This is a genomic window from Bacteroides helcogenes P 36-108 (assembly GCF_000186225.1).
GTDB classification, from domain to species: Bacteria; Bacteroidota; Bacteroidia; order Bacteroidales; family Bacteroidaceae; genus Bacteroides; species Bacteroides helcogenes.
Genome location: NC_014933.1, coordinates 1,438,137 through 1,456,241, shown reverse-complemented (window position 1 = coordinate 1,456,241; position 18,105 = coordinate 1,438,137). Strand labels below are relative to the sequence as shown.

Below are 18,105 nucleotides of genomic sequence, written 5' to 3'. Positions count from 1 at the left end.
AATTAGGTATAATTAAAAAAGGCGGCATCTGTCACCAGCCTGCCGCCTTTTTTCAGGAGTTATTTTCTTGCTTTACCAGATAGAGACACGCTTCTCTACCGGCAAGAACAACGGATCTTTTTCTGTAATGTTGAATGCCTCGTACCAAGCGCCTATTTGCGGCAATGCACCATTTACACGCCACTTGCCCAGTGAATGCACATCACTCTTCACGCGGTTCAGCACTTCTTCGGGACGGATATTGTTGCCCCATACACCGGCATAGGCCAGGAAGAAACGCTGTTCGGGAGTAAAGCCGTCTTTCACTTCAAGCGGAGCATTAGCCGTGGCTTTCTTGAATGCCTGGAAAGCAACCTGCAAGCCACCGTGGTCGGCTATGTTCTCGCCCAAGGTCATGCGTCCGTTGGCATGCACACCCGGAGCCACCTCAATGCTGTCGAAGAAATCCACCATCACCTGCGCACGCTCGTCAAAGCGTTTGGAATCTTCAGCAGTCCACCAATCTTTCAAGTTACCATCCTTGTCATATTGACGGCCCTGGTCGTCAAATCCGTGGGTCATTTCGTGACCGATCACTACACCGATGGCGCCGTAATTGAAAGCATCATCCGCCTGCATGTCGAAAAACGGGTATTGCAGGATGCCTGCCGGGAAGCAGATTTCATTCGTTGTCGGATTATAGTAGGCATTGACGGTCTGCGGAGTCATCCCCCACTCGTCCTTGTCCACCGGCTTGCCCATCTTGGCCACCATCTCGGCATGTTCCCATTCGTTGGCACGTTCCATATTGGCCCAGTAAGAGTCGTTCTTCACTTCCAGGGTGGAATAGTCTTTCCACTTGTCGGGATATCCTATTTTCACATGGAAAGTGGCAAGCTTCTCCAGCGCCTTCACTTTTGTAGAATCACCCATCCAAGCAAGGTTCTTGATGCGTTCGCCCAGGCTTTCCTGAAGATTCTTCACCAAAGTCACCATACGCTCCTTGGCAGCGGCAGGGAAGTATTTCTCTACATACATCCGGCCTACCGCCTCTCCCAGCGCCGAGCTCACGGTGCTGACCGCCCTTTTCCAACGGGGTTGCATTTCCTGAGTGCCACTCATGGTACGCTCATAGAAGTCGAAGTTTTGTTCTGCCATAGCATCGTTCAAGGAGCTTGCGGCAGCATCAATCAACTTCCATTGCAGATAGAGGCCCTGCTGCTCTACGGGCAAGGTGTCCAGAATGTCGGCGGCCGCTTTCAGAGAAGCAGGCTGGCCTACAATAATCTCTTTTGCACCCTGCATCCCCATGGCTGCCAGGTAAGCATCCCAGTCGAAGGTGGGATAATTCTTCTTCAATTCTTCCAGAGACATCTTGTTGTAGTTGGCGTGCGGGTCACGCAATTCCGTACGCGAACGGAAAGCTTTGGCAAGTCGTGTCTCCACATCCATCACCACTTCCATTCCTCTCTTGGCAGTGGCCTCGTCGAAGCCTGTCAAGCAGTACATCTTCTGCACATGGATGCGGAAAGCGTCGCGGATTTTGGCTGTGGCCTCATCGTCCTCCAGATAATATTCACGCTCACCCATGCTCAGTCCGGCCTGATAGGACATCACGGCATTCATGCTACTGTTCATCTCGTCGGCTCCCACATACAGCAGGTTGTAGGCCACAATGCCTTTCTTCTGCAATTCGCCCAGCAAGGCATACACTTCTTTAGTATCCTTCAATGCTCCCAATCTGTCGAGTTCGGCTTTGATGGGAGTCACACCATCCCCGTTCAGCTTCACGCTGTCCATAACAATCTTATAAAGGTCACCTATCTTCTGTGCCACAGTGCCTGCCTCGTGCCGAGTGGCGGCCAGTTCTTCAATGAGTCCTTGAATCTGCTTGCGGTTGTTCTCCGCAAGAATGGTGAATGAGCCGTATTGCGAATATTCTCCGGGAATGGGATTATTCTTCATCCAGCCGCCGCAGGCGTATTGGTAGAAATCTGTTCCGGGCAGGGCCGTTGTGTCAAGATTGGCAAGTTGAATGCCGGCAGTAAGTCCGGGCTGCTGCTTGCCTGTGCCGCAGGATGTTGCCATCAGGCAGAATGCTGCGACAGGAAGGTAATGTTTCACGTTCATAATCTACTGATATTTAAAAAATTCAATCTTTCTTCATTCTTTCGCCACGTCCAGCCGGGTCGATGCTTCCTCCCATTCTTCCATCACGCGGTCCAATTGCTGCTTCAACTTCTGATGCTGTTCATAAAGGGACATATCCGCCGCACCTTCCGGAGTGGCCATCTTAGCTTCCAAAATGGCGACGGCGGCTTCAGTCTGCTCTATCTCAGCCTCGCAATCCGCCACGCGGCGTTCCAGTTTCTTCAATTTCTTGTTGAATTCCTTCTGTTCCTCATACGATAGTTTGGCTGCAGAAGGTTGCTCCGCTTCCGTTCCGGCACTACCGCCCGAAGCTGTCTTGCCTGCCGTGGGCGAGGCCGGCAGTGAAGATGATTTCTGCAGGTCGTTCAAATTCTCAATCTGCTTCTTCTGCAGGAACTCGTAGATTCCGCAGAGGTGCTCTTTCACCAGTCCGCCACCGAACTCATATACTTTAGTCGCCAGTCCGTCAAGAAAATCACGATCATGGCTCACAATTATCACCGTACCGTCAAACTCCCGGATGGCATCCTTCAATACATCCTTGGAACGCATGTCAAGATGATTGGTCGGTTCATCCAGTATCAGGAAGTTCACAGGCTCCAGCAGCAGCTTTATCATGGCAAGGCGGGTGCGCTCGCCGCCGGACAGCACTTTCACCTTTTTGTCCGAAGCCTCGCCACCGAACATGAAAGCGCCGAGTATGTCGCGTATCTTCAGGCGGACATCTCCCGTAGCCACGCGGTCTATGGTGTCGAATACGGTAAGCTCACCGTCCAGCATCTGCGCCTGATTTTGGGCAAAGTAACCTATCTGCACGTTGTGCCCCAAGGTCAGCTTTCCGGTATAGTCGGCAATCTCGTCCATGATACACTTCACGAGCGTGGACTTTCCTTCGCCGTTCTTGCCCACAAACGCTACCTTCTCGCCACGGTTGATGGTGAGATTCACGTCGTGGAAGATAACGTGCCCGCCGTATGCTTTCGCCACATCCTCGCAGATGACGGGATAATTACCGCTGCGGCTGCTGCACACAAATTTAAGACGAAGCGAGGAGTTGTCTTCTTCGTCCACCTCAATACGTTCTATCTTCTCCAGTTGTTTGATGCGGCTCTGTACCTGCACGGCTTTCGTGGCCTTGTAACGGAAACGTTCGATGAAGTCTTCCGTGTCCTGTATCTGCTTCTGCTGATTCTCGTAGGCACGGAGTTGCTGCTCGCGACGTTCCTTGCGCAGCACTACAAACTCGTCATACTTCACTTTATAGTCGTAGATGCGTCCGCAAGTGATTTCAATAGTACGGGTAGTTACATTATTAAGAAAGGCACGGTCGTGGCTGACCAACACTACCGCATTGGCACGGGTGGCAAGAAAGTTTTCCAGCCATTGTATGCTCTCGATGTCAAGGTGATTGGTAGGCTCATCGAGCAGCAATACGTCGGGACGGCGGAGCAGCAGTTTTGCAAGCTCGATACGCATACGCCATCCGCCGGAGAACTCGCTCGTGGAACGGTCGAAGTCATCACGGCCGAAGCCCAGCCCCTGAAGGGTACGTTCTATTTCGGCACGATAGTTGGTTCCGCCCATCATCAGGAAACGTTCATTCTCGTGGGTGAAGCGGTCGATGAGTTTCTGATAGTCTTCGCTCTCGTAATCGGTGCGCTCGGCAAGCCGGCGGTTCATGCGCTCGATGTCTGCCTGCATCTCGAAGATATGGTCGAAGGCAAGCTCGGCCTCTTGCATCACAGTGCGTTCATCGCTGAGTATCATCACCTGCGGCAGATAGCCGACGGTGCACTCGCGGGGAGTGGCTACAACGCCCGAAGTGGGTTGCTGCAAGCCTGCCAGTATTTTGAGCATGGTGGACTTGCCCGCACCGTTCTTGCCTACAAGGGCTATGCGGTCTTTCTTGTTGATTACATAAGAGACGTCTTCAAACAGAGGCGTGGCGTTAAATTCCACCTTCAGTCCTTCTACAGATATCATAGTGTCAATGAAATTATCGTTTAGAGGGAGCAAAGGTAGCGATTTTAAACGTTATGCCATGGCCGCCGGAGCGATTTGTTACTCATAAAATCAGTTTTGTACAAATAAATCAATAGTTCCTGTTTTTGTCTCATCCCCCGCCACAAGGGGCTGTGTCAGGGGGGGAATTCACTATACGACTGAAATAGTTTAAGTATACGACTGATGGCATTTCAGTCGTATAGTGAAGGTGGTTCTGTATCATACCCTATTACGGCAGCAAAGAAGCCGTAAGTTTTTCTCTCAAAAATAGATCCGGAGGGAACCGGTTTTCCGGAAAGCAAGATTAAAATTGTATTGCAGAATGCGCTGCCAACATAAAAATAAAAAAAACAGAAAGATTATAAGATACATTAAAGAATTAATAACTATATTTGCCGCAAGTTCACTAAAGCGTAGTGAGCTTATTACATTTTAGTAAGAGCATAATTGGGAATTATCTTCTTTATTCAAACTTCGCAACTTTGAAAATTTCCCTGAAGATAACAACAAGGATGCTCACGTCTATGTTTATATGGATTTCCCCCATCAGGGGATGATATATACACAAACGACGTGGGTAGCTGTTGTATATTCAGGGAAAAGGCATTGCGAAGGCCTGAATAAAGAATATACAATCATAGTTACTCACGTTTTTTTTATAGTATAACTTTAAATTAGTTTGTGTATGAGACAAAACATGCAAAACGGTAGAGAAGCCTATATCGCTCCGTCTATCGAAGTAATCAGAATCGAAAATGAGGGCGTTATTGCAGCCAGCGGTTCAACCGAAAGCTACACTCCCAGTACTATGAGCACCACAAGAAGCCGCAGCTACAACTCCGCATCCGGCAGTGACTTGGAAGACATGATCAACGACATTTTAACCGTAGAAAATTAAGGAGGAAGAATTATGTTGAAACTACAAAGTTCTTTAAAGGCAACTGTCTGCATGGCAGCGGTTGCACTGGCGGCAGCAGGTTGCAGCCAGGACGAATTTGCGGACCAAGCCGCAGTGAAAGGTAACACTACTATCGTAGCCTCTTTTGAAGGAGCCGACACACGTACCTCGGTGAACGATAAAAATGAAGTAGTCTGGAACAAGGATGACGCCTTCGGACTGTTCTACACTACCACACAAAATACCTCACAAAATACCACAACGACGGCAGCACAGTTCACCGCAACCACTGCCGACGGTCAAAGCACTACCGCCACATTCAGCGGCACGCTGGACGCAAATGTCACTACCTCTTACGCCGTATATCCCTACCAAGATGGCATGAAGCTGGATAACAGCACGGTGACTATGAAACTTCCGGCAACCATAGACTACACTACGGCAAGCAACGGGCCGATGTATGCGCCCGCCTCAGACATCAGCAGCAACATCTCCTTCAAGCATCTGGCAGGATTGCTGAAACTGAGTGTCAGCAAGGGAATTGCGGCTGAAGCCAAGAAATTCGTGATTACGGCAGACAAGAATATCGCAGGTACTGCCACGGCAGACTTGAGTAAAGATGCTCCTGTTTTGGTTATATCATCTACTGACACCAATACCGATACCGGCAAGACAATTACAGTCAATCTGAACTTTAGCACAGCCACTACCGCAACTACCGATTTCTACATCCCCATCCCCGCAGGAAGCTACTCCACGTTGTCCGCACAATTATTCGATAACAGCAACAAAGCATTGTCCGCTGCCAAAGAATGGAGCAACATCACAGTGACCCGCGCAGGCATGCTGACTTCCGCTTTCGGATTTGTAACGATTGGCGCAGAGGTAAGCAACAATGAAGGAATTAAAAGTGCAATCAGTGCCGCTGTACCAACCGCACCGACCACGGAGACTACTACCGAAGTAAAAGTGGCAAGTACGATTGATACAAGCGCCAGCGGCGGCATCAGCACCATCGCCCTTCCTGTCACCGAAAAATCCAATGTCGGGCTATCTCTGGAGGCAGTGCCTACCACAAGCGATAATGCACCGTTAGTCATATCCGATGCTACTGACAGCAACGCAGAAACAGCTACTTCGGCTGAAGTTTCCAAAAACACAGTGACGGTAGCTATTCCGCAGGTAACGGATGGAACAACTGCCCCTGTCTTAAAGATTACCATGCCCAGCAGCACCGTAGCACTGGATGCAACGGGAACAGCAGGAACCACCTACGGAACCATCACTGCCAAGACAGCCAACAATACGTTGGTAGTGAAGAATAAGGTAACGGTAAGCAAACTGATTGTTGCAGGCGGTAATGTAAGAGTGCAAAATGGCGGAACGATTACAGCCATAGAAAGAGCTACCAATTTCACCGATACCCCTTTCCTCATTAAAGAAGAAGGTGCTACTATCCCCGCAAGCCCTACGGGCTTTACCGTAATAAGCGCTGCCGAATACGACCTGATGATGGCTGCGAAGAATGGCGGTACATACGTGCTCAGCGCAGACGTGACGCTGGCTAAGCCAATCGTTATCAAGAAAGATGTAGTGCTCGACTTGAACGGACACAGCATCAAGCCTGTAAGCGGCGAATTGACAATCCCGGAGACAGATTATGTCAGCAAGGATGCCTTAATCATCGTAAACCGCAAGGCCACGCTCACCATCAACGACGCCACAGGCAACGGAAGCATCGACGCCAATGGCAACACCACCGTCTATGCAGCCGTGAAGATGACAGATGCGATAGAGAAAGCAGATACAGGCGTTGCTACACTGATAGTAAACGGCGGTACGCTGAAAGGCTACCAAGCCGGTATCAGCGGTAACGGCACACGCCACAATACAGAGATTACAATCAATGGCGGAACTATCACCTCTGCCAACACAGCAACAGATACCAAATTGGAAGCCACCGGTATCTATCATCCGCAATTTGGAATATTGAACATCAACGGCGGAACCATCAAAGGATACGACTCCGGTATCGAAATGCGTGCAGGAAAGCTAACTGTAAGCAACGGTGCTATAGAGAGCACAGCAACCACTTTCAGTGAAGGTAAGAATGGCAACGGAAAAACAATAGTAGGCGCAGCCGTTTCCGTATCGCAACATACCACCAACTTGGAACTCAACGCCACTATCAAAGGTGGTACATTGACAGGTGTTTATGCCCTTTATGAGAAAGACTTGCAAGACACTAACGTCACAGGTATTTCCATGAGTGTGACAGCCGGCAATCTGAACGGAAAGGTATATAGCCAGAATTGCAAAGCGTTCGCCAAAGGCGGTGTGTTCACCGACCCGGCTGTGCTGAATTACTTGGCAACAGGCGCCAATGTAAAAGTAAATATGACTGCCGACTGCTCAATAGGCAACATCAATATTGCAAACGGGCAAACAGTTGACATGAATTTGAATGCCAAGACGTTGACACTGACAAATCAGTCAAATAACAATATTAAGGGTAAAGCTACATTCAGCAATGGTAACATAATACAGGCAAGTGGTAGCGATGGAATGTTATATGCCCAGGAAAACGGTGATTTGACTCTTGACAAGATATACATGTCAGGTGCTAATTACGCTTTGTGGGCACAGGGTCCCAATGTCAAGCTGAATGTCATCAATAAATCAGAGATACATGCGGAATTTTTCCCTATATCAACGAATGCCAGTATCAATGGCAGCGGATTGACTTACGGACAAAATGCTATAATCACCTTGAGCGACTCTAAATTCATCGGTACAGAAACAGGATTTATGAATAATGTTCCGGCAAAAGTAACAATTACGAATTGTGAATTTTCAGGCAATCACCAAGCTGCTTTCTTGCGCGGGGGTGACTATACAATCACAAATTCTAAGTTTACGCTTAATGCCACCCTTGAGCATACACATAAAGAGAATCACCATTTCACAACATGGTCAGAAGGCAACCAAGCAACCTTTGCTGCTCTCACTATAGGAAACTATAAGAGTACAGCCTACCAATACTACACCAAAGTAGCTATGACAAAAGTTACAGCAGAGGTAACGGGTACATACGCAAGTTCATTCCCCGCAATGCACGTATGTGCAAATGCCGCCAAAGACCTGGGAGTAACCTTGACCTATGACACTACAAGTAGTACATTCACCTCATCTTACAGCCCGGCTATCGAATACGGCACAACAAACATTACCGTAAACGGCAAGGCAGTAGTAGCGGAGAGTGATAAATTTATCATTAAGTAATAATTGAAAATTCATATATCTGAAGTTTCAAACTAACAAAAGACCGTTCCGCTTTCTTTAAAGATTCGGGACGGTCTTTTCTTTTTGGAGAGGACAGCATTGTCAAAACCGTTAGCTTCGGCTATCCGTCTCAGCCTCGACGGACTACTCCGTCAATACGTCAGTCCGAACAGCCAGAGAGGAATCTCATTACGGAAGCCGGTTTCGATATTATCCAAAGCCAGATAGCCATTTTCCACACCCGCCAATTGTTGCTGCGTCTTGTTTTTCCCGCCAATCTCAAAGCTATACTCCCCGTCCACCAGGAAATCCACTTTTGAAGAATAAGTGACCGTATGCTTTATCCGCATTTGGTTGAAGAAAAAGGTTTCGCGAACATTGCCTATGTCTGTCCGGTCTCCGCCCAGCGCGTAAGCATAGTTCGTATTGCCCAAATATATCTTCTCCGGTTTGGCAAGTTGCTTTATTCCGAAAGCTTCCTTGTCAAGCAACAATAACGCCTGTGCCTTTTGCAGATAGAACAAGTAATTCAGCAGGCTGATACGAGTCACTCCCAACTCCTTGCTCAAAGCCGAGACATTGGGGATGCAGGGCACAAGCTGTGACAAGATGGCAAACAGTTTCTTTATTCTGCCTATGGAGTAGTAATCTATCCTTTCTGTGGCGGGTAAGTCAACATCCAGAATCGTATTGAGCGTGGCAAGCAGCTTTTCGTAATAGAGGGGACGGTCTTCCCGGTAGAAAGGGAAATATCCGAATGAAAGATAATCCTTAAAAGCAACGAGAGGTTTCAGGGTCTTCCCTATGCTCATGCCTATTTCCACATGCCGTGTCAGCACATCAGTCAGCGACAACGGCTCTGCCTTATACCGGTATTCCAACTCCAGAAATTCCCGAAAAGACAACCCGGACAAATGGAACAAAGCGGCACGTCTGGATAAATCAGCCTCTCCCTTGTGTATCTCCAGCATGGAAGAACCCGTAAAGACCACTTTCATATCCGGATAGCTGTCATAGATATTTTTGATTTCAATAGACCAAGTGGCATATTTGTGTACTTCATCCAGAAACAATACTTTCCCCCCCATCTTGTAGAAATGGTCTGCCAAATCAAGTAAAGAGTGAGTGGCGAACCAGATATTATCCAAAGACACATAGAGCGCTTCACCATCGGCGGGCGTATAGTGTTCTTTGATATATTGCAGCATAAGCGTTGTCTTGCCCGTGCCCCGCGCACCGGTAATACCTACGAGCCGACTCTCCCAATGGATTTCATAGTACAAATAGCGTATAAAATCGGTGGAAGTCCGTTCTATGAGCTGATAGAAAGTTTCAAATAATTGTCTCATAATCTTTCGCTTGTTGATTTGTATGCAAAGGTAATATTGTATTCTCTAAAATACAAAAATATCGAAGAATTGTATTCTCTAAAATACAAAAACAACACAAAATTGTATTCTGTAAAATACAATGCAGTCATACTTTTGCATTTCATAGCCTATAATATCGCCCGGTATCAGAGAAGTTTCCCCGAAACAGCTTCATTCACCCGAACTTTTAGTATCTTTGTCCTATCGTTGCACCAAAACCTCTAAGGAGGCAGACAACATCAAAATATATGATACAACCGATAGATTACCAGGTAGGCCCCCACACCTTTCGCATTCAAAAGGATGTTGCGATCAAGCTATCCGAGGCAATTCCCGCATTGGCTCCCTTCACCGTGCCGGCAAACCCGAACCAAGAAATCATCTTCAACGTCACCATAGACGACAGGCAAATGAAGACGGAAGAAGAAGCACCGCAAACGGAGGGTGACATCTGCTTCGACTGGGAAGATGCCGACTGCACAATCCGCCCCCTGCCCGGCGAAGCCCACCTTATATTCATCACCCCGCGAAGCAGCGGAAAAGCCTATTGCATGGAATGCAGCCACGGCTTCAGACAATGCACTGTTCATCTGCCCGATTGCCAAACAGAGGACGCGATGCCGGGCAGCGCAAGCAGCTTCGTGCTGAACAACTTCCTGATGATGCTCTACGCCTTCAACGCCGCCCGCCTCCACACACTGCTGATGCATGCCTCAGTCATCGTCTCCGGCGGCAAAGGCTACCTTTTCTTAGGAAAAAGCGGCACGGGCAAAAGTACCCATACCTCGCTTTGGCTGAAGCACATTCCGGGCTGCCATCTGTTGAATGACGACAACCCGATAGTACACGCAGATACCTCTACCGGAGAAGTCACTGTCTATGGTTCGCCATGGAGTGGCAAAACGCCTTGCTACCTGCAAGAGTCCGCCCCGGCAGGCGCATTCGTAAGGCTGGAGCAAGCACCGCAAAACGAAATAAAAAGGGAAAGCACCGTACCTGCCTTTGCCGACCTGCTGCCTTCCTGCTCCTGCCTGAAACAAGACAAAGAGATATATCGTGAGATTATTTCCACCGTCACCGACCTTGCCTCGCTCACTCCCGTATTCCGCCTGAAATGCCTGCCCAACCGGGAAGCCGCAGAACTCTGCCGGAACACTGTCACCGCAGGCGGGCAGGCAGTGACCGGGAATGACAAGTGACATAGAAAGCAACCGATACCAAATGAAATGAAGAAAATCATCCCCAACGAAATATTGCTTCCCGAAGTGGCGCGCCTCATAGCCGAAGGACATACGGCAACCATCACCGTGCGGGGAAACAGCATGAACCCGTTTCTCGTGGACCGCCGCGACCGGATAACCTTAGGCGGCTTCACCCCCGACGACCTGCAACCGGGCGTCTCCATACTGGCACGAGACACCACAGGACGCATCGTGTTCCACCGCATCATCCGTCGCAACGGCGACCTGCTGACCCTGCAAGGCGACGGCAACCTGACGCAGACAGAAGAAGTCTCCATCGACAACGTAATGGGACTGATGACGGAAGCCGTGCGGAAAGGAAAGCACTACCCCGCCGACGGCAAGGTGTGGAAGCGCTACTCCCGCTGGTGGATAAAGCTCACCCCCCTGCGCCGCTGGCTGCTGGCAATATTCAGAAGAATCTAATAACTAATCATAAAAGCAACAGAACAATGAAAATCAAAGAAGGACTTTTTCTACACAAGATAGGCGACGAATGCATCGTGATGCAAGACGGCTCCTCAAACGTGGACTTCAACCATATCCTCAACCTGAACCCCACCGCCGCCATGCTATGGGACAACGTAGGAAACCGGGAATTCGACACGGAAAAGATAGTGCAGCTATTGACGGAACATTACGACGTTTCCCAGAAGCAGGCGCAACAGGATGCCGAAAGTTTCATCGCAGGACTGAAAGAAGCCGGAGTAATACAATAAGACCATGCAGCACGCATTCTTTTCATTAGTACGTTCCGGCCTCTGGGGAACTCTCCCTGACGAAGCCCTTTTCCGGCCACTATCCGCAAACGACTGGCAGACACTCTACCGCATGGCACAAGCACAAGCTCTGCTTGCCATTGCTTTCGACGGAGTCAGTCTGCTGCCCGATGAACTGCGCCCGCCACGCCCGCTATACCTGCAATGGGCGGCAAGAACAGCCCAAATAGAACAGGCAAACGAACGCCTCAACCGCCTCCTGCCCGAACTGAATACCCTTTACAGTAATGCCGGACTGCATCCTGTCTTACTGAAAGGTCAAGGTATCGGCACGAACTATCGAAATCCGATGCACCGGCAATGCGGAGACATCGACATCTATATAGGGAAAGAAGGGCAACTCACCGCCAACCGTATTCTGCTGGAACAGGGAGCCACCGTAGAAGGAGAGGCCTCTGAAAAGCATGCCAGCTATAACCTGAAAGGCGTACACATCGAGAACCACCGCATCATCCTCCATCTGAACAATCCGCTTGCCGACCGCCGCCTCCGGAAAATAATCCACGAATGGTATCCCGACGGAACGGAAAGCGGCTACGACATGCCACTGCCGCCCGCCACGTTCAATGCACTCTACATCTTCCTGCATGCCTTCATCCATTTCTTGAACAGCGGCATCGGACTGCGGCAGGTGTGCGACTGGACTTGCCTGCTCGCCAAGAGACACAAGGAAATAGACGCCTCCATCCTGCTCCGCCAGTTGCAAGACCTCGGACTGCTGCGTGCCGCGCAATCCTTCGGATATATTGCCGTCACCCGCCTCGGATTGCCCGCCGGTCTCCTGCCTTTCCCCCTGGAAGACATCAAACAACCGGGTGAAAAGCTGCTGGAAGACATCCTTGCCACCGGCAACTTCGGACAGCACGACGCACGTATCAAACCACGTCCCAAAGGTTATTGGGCAGGAAAATGGCACACCTTCTGCCGTGCCGCCCGGCGCTGCAACGAACTTCGCCAATTTGCCCCGGTCGAAGCTTTCTGGTATCCGGTGAACCTGATAAAAGGAACGATAGTCATACAGATAAACAGGCTGAAGGGTAAGAACAGTCAAGGACAAGGAAGCAAAAACTGACAGAACAAGCAGCATGCAGACAGAAAAACTGAAATATATATGGGAAGTCTCTGCCGGACAACGCAGACGTATTCTGCTGAATTGCCTCACCGGAGTTGCGGGGGTAGCTTTCGCACTGGCCTTCATCTACGCTTCCAAGCAGGTGATAGACATCGCCACCGGAGTTGTGCCCGGCAGTCTGATACATGCAGCCATCTTTATCATTGTGCTGCTGATGGGACAACTGCTGTGCAGTGCGGCAGATACATGGATCAGCACCCGCATGCAGACAGAAACAGGCAACGCCCTGCGACACCGGTTATTCTCCCGGCTGCTGCAAAGCCGGTGGAATGAGCTGGAACGCTTTCACACGGGAGACATCGTGAACCGCGTGGAGCAAGACACCTCAGCCATCGTCACACTGCTCACCTCCTCCATACCGGCATTTATCGTCACGGGCGTGCAACTGGTAGCGGCATTCCTGTTTTTCTGTTTTCTGGATTCTTCACTGCCCTGGCTCATTGCGGCCATCCTCCCCGTTTTCTTGCTGGGAAGCAGATTCTACATGCACCGCATGCGCCGCTACACACACGACATCCGGCACAGCGACAGCCGCATCCAGTCTGTCATACAAGAAAGTCTGCAACACCGCACGGTAATAAAGACCCTGGAGCAAAGCGACCGACATCTTGGCAAACTGGATGATTTGCAGGACATGCTCCGCAACCAGATCATGGGACGCACCCGCTTTTCGTTATCCGCCCGCATGCTGGTGGCTTTCGCCTTCTCCGGAGGATATCTCACTGCGTTTCTATGGGGAGCCGTCCGCCTCAGCACAGGCAGCATCACCTTCGGCACGATGACCGCTTTCTTGCAATTGGTAGGAAAGGTGCAACGCCCCGTTCTCGACCTTTCACGCCTGATACCTTCCGTAATCAATGCCCTCACAGCCATAGACAGATTGCTGGAACTGGAAAAGCTACCCGCAGAAGCGAATGGAGACAGCATCTTCTTTGCTTCCACCCCGGCACTGGAACTGAGAAATGTCACCTTCGGTTATACCCCCGGTGACCGCCCGGTGTTCAGCAGTTTTTCCTGTTCCTTTCCCGCCGGAAGTTGCACGGCCGTTGTCGGCGAAACGGGACGGGGAAAGACCACCCTTATCCGGTTGCTGCTTGCACTGGCCACGCCGCAAGAGGGAAAGATTCTGCTTACATCCGCACAACCTGCACCGGAGAACGCCAAACCTGCACATGAAAATGACAAAGCTACACTTGAGCTTCCTAAACCTCAACTTGAGAACACTAAAGGTGACCTTGAGGCTGCTAAAGGTGACCTTTACAATCACCCCGTCTCTCCGCAAACCCGCAGGAACTTTGTGTATGTTCCGCAAGGCAACACACTCTTCAGCGGCACTATCCGCGACAACCTGCTGATGGGAAATCCGCAAGCCTCCGAGGCTGCCATGCACCGGGCACTGCGCACCGCCACCGCCGACTTCGTATTCCACCTTCCGGACGGCATCGACTCTCCGCTTAACGAACAAGGCGGCGGGCTCAGCGAAGGACAAGCCCAGCGCATCGCCATAGCCCGCGCCCTGCTGCGCCCCGGACACATCCTGCTGCTGGACGAAGCCACCTCTGCCCTTGACCCCGATACGGAACAGACGCTAATAAAAAACCTGCGCAGAGATTGCACAGGCAAAACATTTATCTTCGTCACTCACCACCCGGCAGTGGCAGAAGCATGCGAGGCAGTTATACGGCTGTAATCTTATCTCATCGATAAGTAAGATAGAAGGGAAAGAAAGTAAAAAGATATAAATAAAGTCGCTTCAACAAGGCTGAAGCGACTTTATTTATATCTTCCGATGATAACTCTTAGAACAGTTTTGCCGGATACTCGCCGGCGTCCACCAATGCCTGAATCTTATCGACCACGCTTTGGCGATCTTCAGGATAAGTCACACCAAACCACTTGCTTGTGGTATCAAGCACCTCACAAGTAGAAGTTCCGTCATTAATCAGTTTATCCACCATCAAAGGAATGAAGAATTCGCTCTTCAGGTTCTCCATATTCTTGGGATCGCTGAGGAAAGTCTTGAAGAACTCCTTGCTATAAGCGAAGTAATCGGGAGTAAAGCCCCAAAAGTTCATGCTGACCGGAGTGGTTTCGGGAGTGGCCGCCCATTCACCATTGTCGTCGATATATTTCACTTCGCCATCCATACGTTGAATCTTGGTGCGCTCTACTACGGAAGTCAGCAGGTTATTGGCATCCGTTCCGCAGAGTCCGCGGGAAACAGTACCGCTATCGCTCAACGTATTGCCGATGCGAAAACCTACCATAGAGTAAACATTCTTCGAGCCTTCGGGCAATGCGGCAAGGAACTTGCCCATTACCTGAAAAGAATCACGGCCGTAGAAGTCATCACAGTTGATAACGGCAAACGGTTCCTTAATCACGTCGGCCCCCATCATCACAGCATGGTTGGTTCCCCAAGGTTTGGTACGACCTTCAGGACAAGTAAAGCCTTCGGGAAGATCATCAATAGACTGGAACACCAGTTCGCAAGGGATATGACCTTCGTATTTTGAAATGATTTTGTCACGAAAATCCTGTTCGAAGTCTTTGCGGATTACAAAAACAAGCTTGCCGAATCCTGCATTGATAGCATCATAGATAGAATAATCCATAATAGTTTCGCCATTAGGACCCAGTCCGTCCAATTGCTTCAAGCCACCATAACGGCTGCCCATTCCGGCTGCCAATAAGAATAAAGTTGGTTTCATATCAGTTATTATTAAAAGGTTAGTGTACCCATTTGTTGATTAGAACTGCAAATGTACGAAAAAAACTTTCCTCTAAAGGAAAGATTCAGACCATTCTTTGTCGCAAATCTCCCAAAAGCCTGTTTTTTCAGAACGGATAGCCTATGGCGAAGTGCAGCGCCATGCTGTCTTTGAATCTCGGAATGTTGTAATAGCCCGACTTACCCGTTTCATACGGATTGTGCAGGCCAATACCCAAATCCAGACGAAACACAAGGAAATCCATATCATAGCGTAGACCCACTCCCGTGCCCAGAGCAACCTGTTTCGGAAAGTTCTTCAGTGTAAACTCACCATACGGACGGGCCTCTTCCTTGCGCATCAGCCACACATTACCGGCATCCAGAAAGATTGCCCCATGCAGGTCGCTGATAATGCGGAAGCGGTATTCCACATTGGCCTCCATACGGATATCTCCTACATGATCGATGAAAGCGAACTTGTCATCGGCAGGCGGATAACCGCCGGGGCCGGCACTTCGGACACTGAAGGCACGGACACTGTTTGCACCGCCGATATAAAACTGTTCGGTATAAGGTGCAGCCTGCATGTTGCCGTATGACCATATAACTCCTCCCGCAATACGCGATGCAATCATCTGGTTCTTGTCTATCCGATAGTGATAGCGGAATTCCGAATTCAGTTTCAGGAATTGGGCAAAAGGCACACCAAGCAACTCCTTCCTCTTCTTGCCGAATGGCTCTCCGAAAATGCAGAAGATGGCAGAAGTTATGTTGCCCGCCGAAGCAACCGTTGTCTGCCACCACACAGGATTACGCTTACGCGGCACGGAAGCGTTATCATACGTGTAGGTATATTCCATGGCAGGAATAAACTGGTCACGCAAGCTGATATAAAGTGCAGGATTTTCTTCTTGCAGTTGATTAAAAGCATCCGTAGGATTACGCAGTACATTGAACGTCAGCCTGAATGGAGTGATGCTATGTTTGGAAGTACGCTTAGGCTGGAAATCATAAGTAGCGTTTCCGCCAAACGCCAGCAGTTTGTAATATTTGGCACGGTTCAACTGGTTGGCATACAGTTTAAAAGTAGTTGTTGCCGGAAAGTCGTATTCGCGTTTTCCCATGCGGGGGAATACAACGCGAGGAAACATAAGTGCAGTAGAAATCCCCAGTTCATAGCTGTTCATCAAAGATGAACGGTCCTTGCCCGTCTGCCATTCGTACGAACCGTCCAGCTTGACGTTCCAGCTTTCACCACCGCCAAAGACATTGTTCTTGGTAACCGTAAAGGAAGCACCGGGCCCCATCTGGTTATTGCTCTTCATCTTGACATTAAAATCAAACTCAGCATCATAAAGTTTATCAAGAGCCGCATATATATTCAGATCGAGTGTATCGGAAACGAAGCTCGTATCGCGCGGGGTATATTGCATTTCGACGTAGCGGAAAATACCTACATTCGCCAGACGCTCCTGAACACGTGTCTGCCTATGCAGGCTGTACAGATTCTGCATGGAACGACGACGGGATATACCGGTACTGTCCTGCACCTGGCTTTTCTTTCTATACCCCTGATAGTCCAGCCAGCGATAAAGCATATTGGGCCGAACTTCCGGCTTGTTGTAATAATGGATACGCACCCCTTTGTAGTCCATGCTGTCATTGGGCTGCTGCCCCTGCCTGCCCATAAGATAGACCGCCCTGTTGCCCAAATAAAAAGGTTTCTCCGCTACCGCCGGCATACCCGGAACAGGAATCATGCGCATGACGACATGCCCTCCGGGAATTTGAGTGGTGTCTGCCTGATACGTCAAATAATCGGGACGGAAATAATAGCATCCCACATTGCGCAGCAAGGTGCTGATGCGGGTACGCTCCCCATCAAGGTCAGTCACGTTGAACTGTTCGCCCGGGCTTATCAGCGAACGGCGACGCGAGGATTCCATAATTCGCAGTGTACGGCCGCTAAATCCATGATAAACCACTGTATCAATGAAATAAGGATTACGCATATTCACCGTATATTGCAATTTGGCTTTCAGCGAATCTTTCGGATCAATAAAAGTCTTGTAATTAACCGTTCCGTTGAAATAACCGTAATCACGCAGCAAATTGGCAGCCGCCTTTCGACGGATTTCCGGATTTACGGAGGACATAAGAACCGGAGTAGCACCAAAATGGTCGAATATCCATCTGCCAAATCCTTTCTCGTATTTCGCAAAACCGCTGTATATCCACAGTCCCACCGGAAAAGGAGTACGTATGGTCGAACTGCCCAACAGGGAATTGTTCGGTGCTTTGGCAAGCGCGGCCTCCACTTCTTCCATAGCCGTTTCGCCCACTGAAGTAGCGCTCCGGTTTTCAACGATCGTTGGCTTCTGGCCGGTATATAGAATTTCTCCTTCGGGCAGATGCTTTGTAGTAGAGCAAGCTGCCAAAACCGCCAATCCTATAATGTATATTATCAGTCGTCTCATTCTTTACCGCATTCTTATTTAGTTATCAAAATGATTTCATACCCAATATCTTATGAGATGCCACATCCTGTATCCCATG

12 protein-coding genes are annotated in these 18,105 nt (G+C 49.5%); 7 read left to right on the top strand and 5 right to left on the bottom strand.

Features of this window, described 5'->3' with window-relative positions; translation table 11 throughout:
• Positions 1-72: 72 nt before the first annotated feature.
• Positions 73-2,109: a M13 family metallopeptidase gene (locus tag BACHE_RS05775; RefSeq protein WP_013546749.1), complete on the bottom strand. Its 2,037-nt coding sequence runs from the start codon at positions 2,107-2,109 to the stop codon at positions 73-75.
• A gap of 33 nt (positions 2,110-2,142) precedes the next feature.
• Positions 2,143-4,113 (bottom strand): ABC-F family ATP-binding cassette domain-containing protein, encoded by a 1,971-nt coding sequence (locus BACHE_RS05770; protein WP_013546748.1) that lies wholly within the window; start codon positions 4,111-4,113, stop codon positions 2,143-2,145.
• Between the two features lie 706 nt (positions 4,114-4,819).
• Between BACHE_RS05770 and BACHE_RS05765 the strand changes: the two genes are divergently transcribed.
• Positions 4,820-5,032, top strand: coding sequence for a hypothetical protein (locus tag BACHE_RS05765; RefSeq protein ID WP_013546747.1), 213 nt, complete (start codon positions 4,820-4,822; stop codon positions 5,030-5,032).
• Positions 5,033-5,044: 12 nt separating this feature from the next.
• Positions 5,045-8,314 (top strand): fimbrillin family protein, encoded by a 3,270-nt coding sequence (locus BACHE_RS05760; RefSeq protein WP_013546746.1) that lies wholly within the window; start codon positions 5,045-5,047, stop codon positions 8,312-8,314.
• 152 nt (positions 8,315-8,466) lie between these two features.
• On the opposite strand, the gene BACHE_RS05755 is transcribed toward BACHE_RS05760, so the two are convergent.
• Positions 8,467-9,663: an ATP-binding protein gene (locus BACHE_RS05755; protein ID WP_013546745.1), complete on the bottom strand. Its 1,197-nt coding sequence runs from the start codon at positions 9,661-9,663 to the stop codon at positions 8,467-8,469.
• A 269-nt stretch (positions 9,664-9,932) separates the two neighbouring features.
• On the opposite strand from BACHE_RS05755, the gene BACHE_RS05750 reads away from it, so the two are divergent.
• Genes BACHE_RS05750 through BACHE_RS05730 form a run of 5 tightly spaced genes read left to right on the top strand, consistent with a single transcriptional unit; the run spans position 9,933 to position 14,526 of the window.
• Complete coding sequence (locus BACHE_RS05750) at positions 9,933-10,883, top strand: hypothetical protein (protein WP_013546744.1); 951 nt, start codon at positions 9,933-9,935, stop codon at positions 10,881-10,883.
• A 27-nt stretch (positions 10,884-10,910) separates the two neighbouring features.
• Entirely contained in the window at positions 10,911-11,351 is a 441-nt protein-coding gene (locus BACHE_RS05745; RefSeq protein WP_013546743.1) for a hypothetical protein, read from the top strand.
• Positions 11,352-11,377: 26 nt separating this feature from the next.
• Positions 11,378-11,644 carry a PqqD family protein gene (locus BACHE_RS05740; protein ID WP_013546742.1) on the top strand — a complete coding sequence of 89 codons (267 nt, stop codon included), beginning with the start codon at positions 11,378-11,380 and terminating at the stop codon, positions 11,642-11,644.
• Between the two features lie 4 nt (positions 11,645-11,648).
• The gene (locus BACHE_RS05735; RefSeq protein ID WP_013546741.1) at positions 11,649-12,776 is read left to right on the top strand and encodes a nucleotidyltransferase domain-containing protein; all 1,128 of its coding nucleotides are present in this window, start codon (positions 11,649-11,651) and stop codon (positions 12,774-12,776) included.
• Between the two features lie 13 nt (positions 12,777-12,789).
• Complete coding sequence (locus tag BACHE_RS05730; protein ID WP_013546740.1) at positions 12,790-14,526, top strand: ABC transporter ATP-binding protein; 1,737 nt, start codon at positions 12,790-12,792, stop codon at positions 14,524-14,526.
• 109 nt (positions 14,527-14,635) lie between these two features.
• Here BACHE_RS05730 and BACHE_RS05725 read toward each other — a convergent pair whose 3' ends face one another.
• Positions 14,636-15,547 (bottom strand): nucleotidyltransferase family protein, encoded by a 912-nt coding sequence (locus tag BACHE_RS05725; protein WP_013546739.1) that lies wholly within the window; start codon positions 15,545-15,547, stop codon positions 14,636-14,638.
• 127 nt (positions 15,548-15,674) lie between these two features.
• Positions 15,675-18,026 carry a translocation and assembly module lipoprotein TamL gene (gene tamL / locus BACHE_RS05720; RefSeq protein ID WP_013546738.1) on the bottom strand — a complete coding sequence of 784 codons (2,352 nt, stop codon included), beginning with the start codon at positions 18,024-18,026 and terminating at the stop codon, positions 15,675-15,677.
• Between the last annotated feature and the right edge of the window lie 79 nt (positions 18,027-18,105).

Excerpts from the sequence above, each read along its gene's own strand:
- BACHE_RS05775 (WP_013546749.1), bottom strand. The coding sequence starts at position 2,109 with ATGAACGTGAAACATTACCTTCCTGTCGCAGCATTCTGCCTGATGGCA.
- BACHE_RS05770 (WP_013546748.1), bottom strand. The coding sequence starts at position 4,113 with ATGATATCTGTAGAAGGACTGAAGGTGGAATTTAACGCCACGCCTCTG.
- BACHE_RS05765 (WP_013546747.1), top strand. The coding sequence starts at position 4,820 with ATGAGACAAAACATGCAAAACGGTAGAGAAGCCTATATCGCTCCGTCT.
- BACHE_RS05760 (WP_013546746.1), top strand. The coding sequence starts at position 5,045 with ATGTTGAAACTACAAAGTTCTTTAAAGGCAACTGTCTGCATGGCAGCG.
- BACHE_RS05755 (WP_013546745.1), bottom strand. The coding sequence starts at position 9,663 with ATGAGACAATTATTTGAAACTTTCTATCAGCTCATAGAACGGACTTCC.
- BACHE_RS05750 (WP_013546744.1), top strand. The coding sequence starts at position 9,933 with ATGATACAACCGATAGATTACCAGGTAGGCCCCCACACCTTTCGCATT.
- BACHE_RS05745 (WP_013546743.1), top strand. The coding sequence starts at position 10,911 with ATGAAGAAAATCATCCCCAACGAAATATTGCTTCCCGAAGTGGCGCGC.
- BACHE_RS05740 (WP_013546742.1), top strand. The coding sequence starts at position 11,378 with ATGAAAATCAAAGAAGGACTTTTTCTACACAAGATAGGCGACGAATGC.
- BACHE_RS05735 (WP_013546741.1), top strand. The coding sequence starts at position 11,649 with ATGCAGCACGCATTCTTTTCATTAGTACGTTCCGGCCTCTGGGGAACT.
- BACHE_RS05730 (WP_013546740.1), top strand. The coding sequence starts at position 12,790 with ATGCAGACAGAAAAACTGAAATATATATGGGAAGTCTCTGCCGGACAA.
- BACHE_RS05725 (WP_013546739.1), bottom strand. The coding sequence starts at position 15,547 with ATGAAACCAACTTTATTCTTATTGGCAGCCGGAATGGGCAGCCGTTAT.
- tamL (WP_013546738.1), bottom strand. The coding sequence starts at position 18,026 with ATGAGACGACTGATAATATACATTATAGGATTGGCGGTTTTGGCAGCT.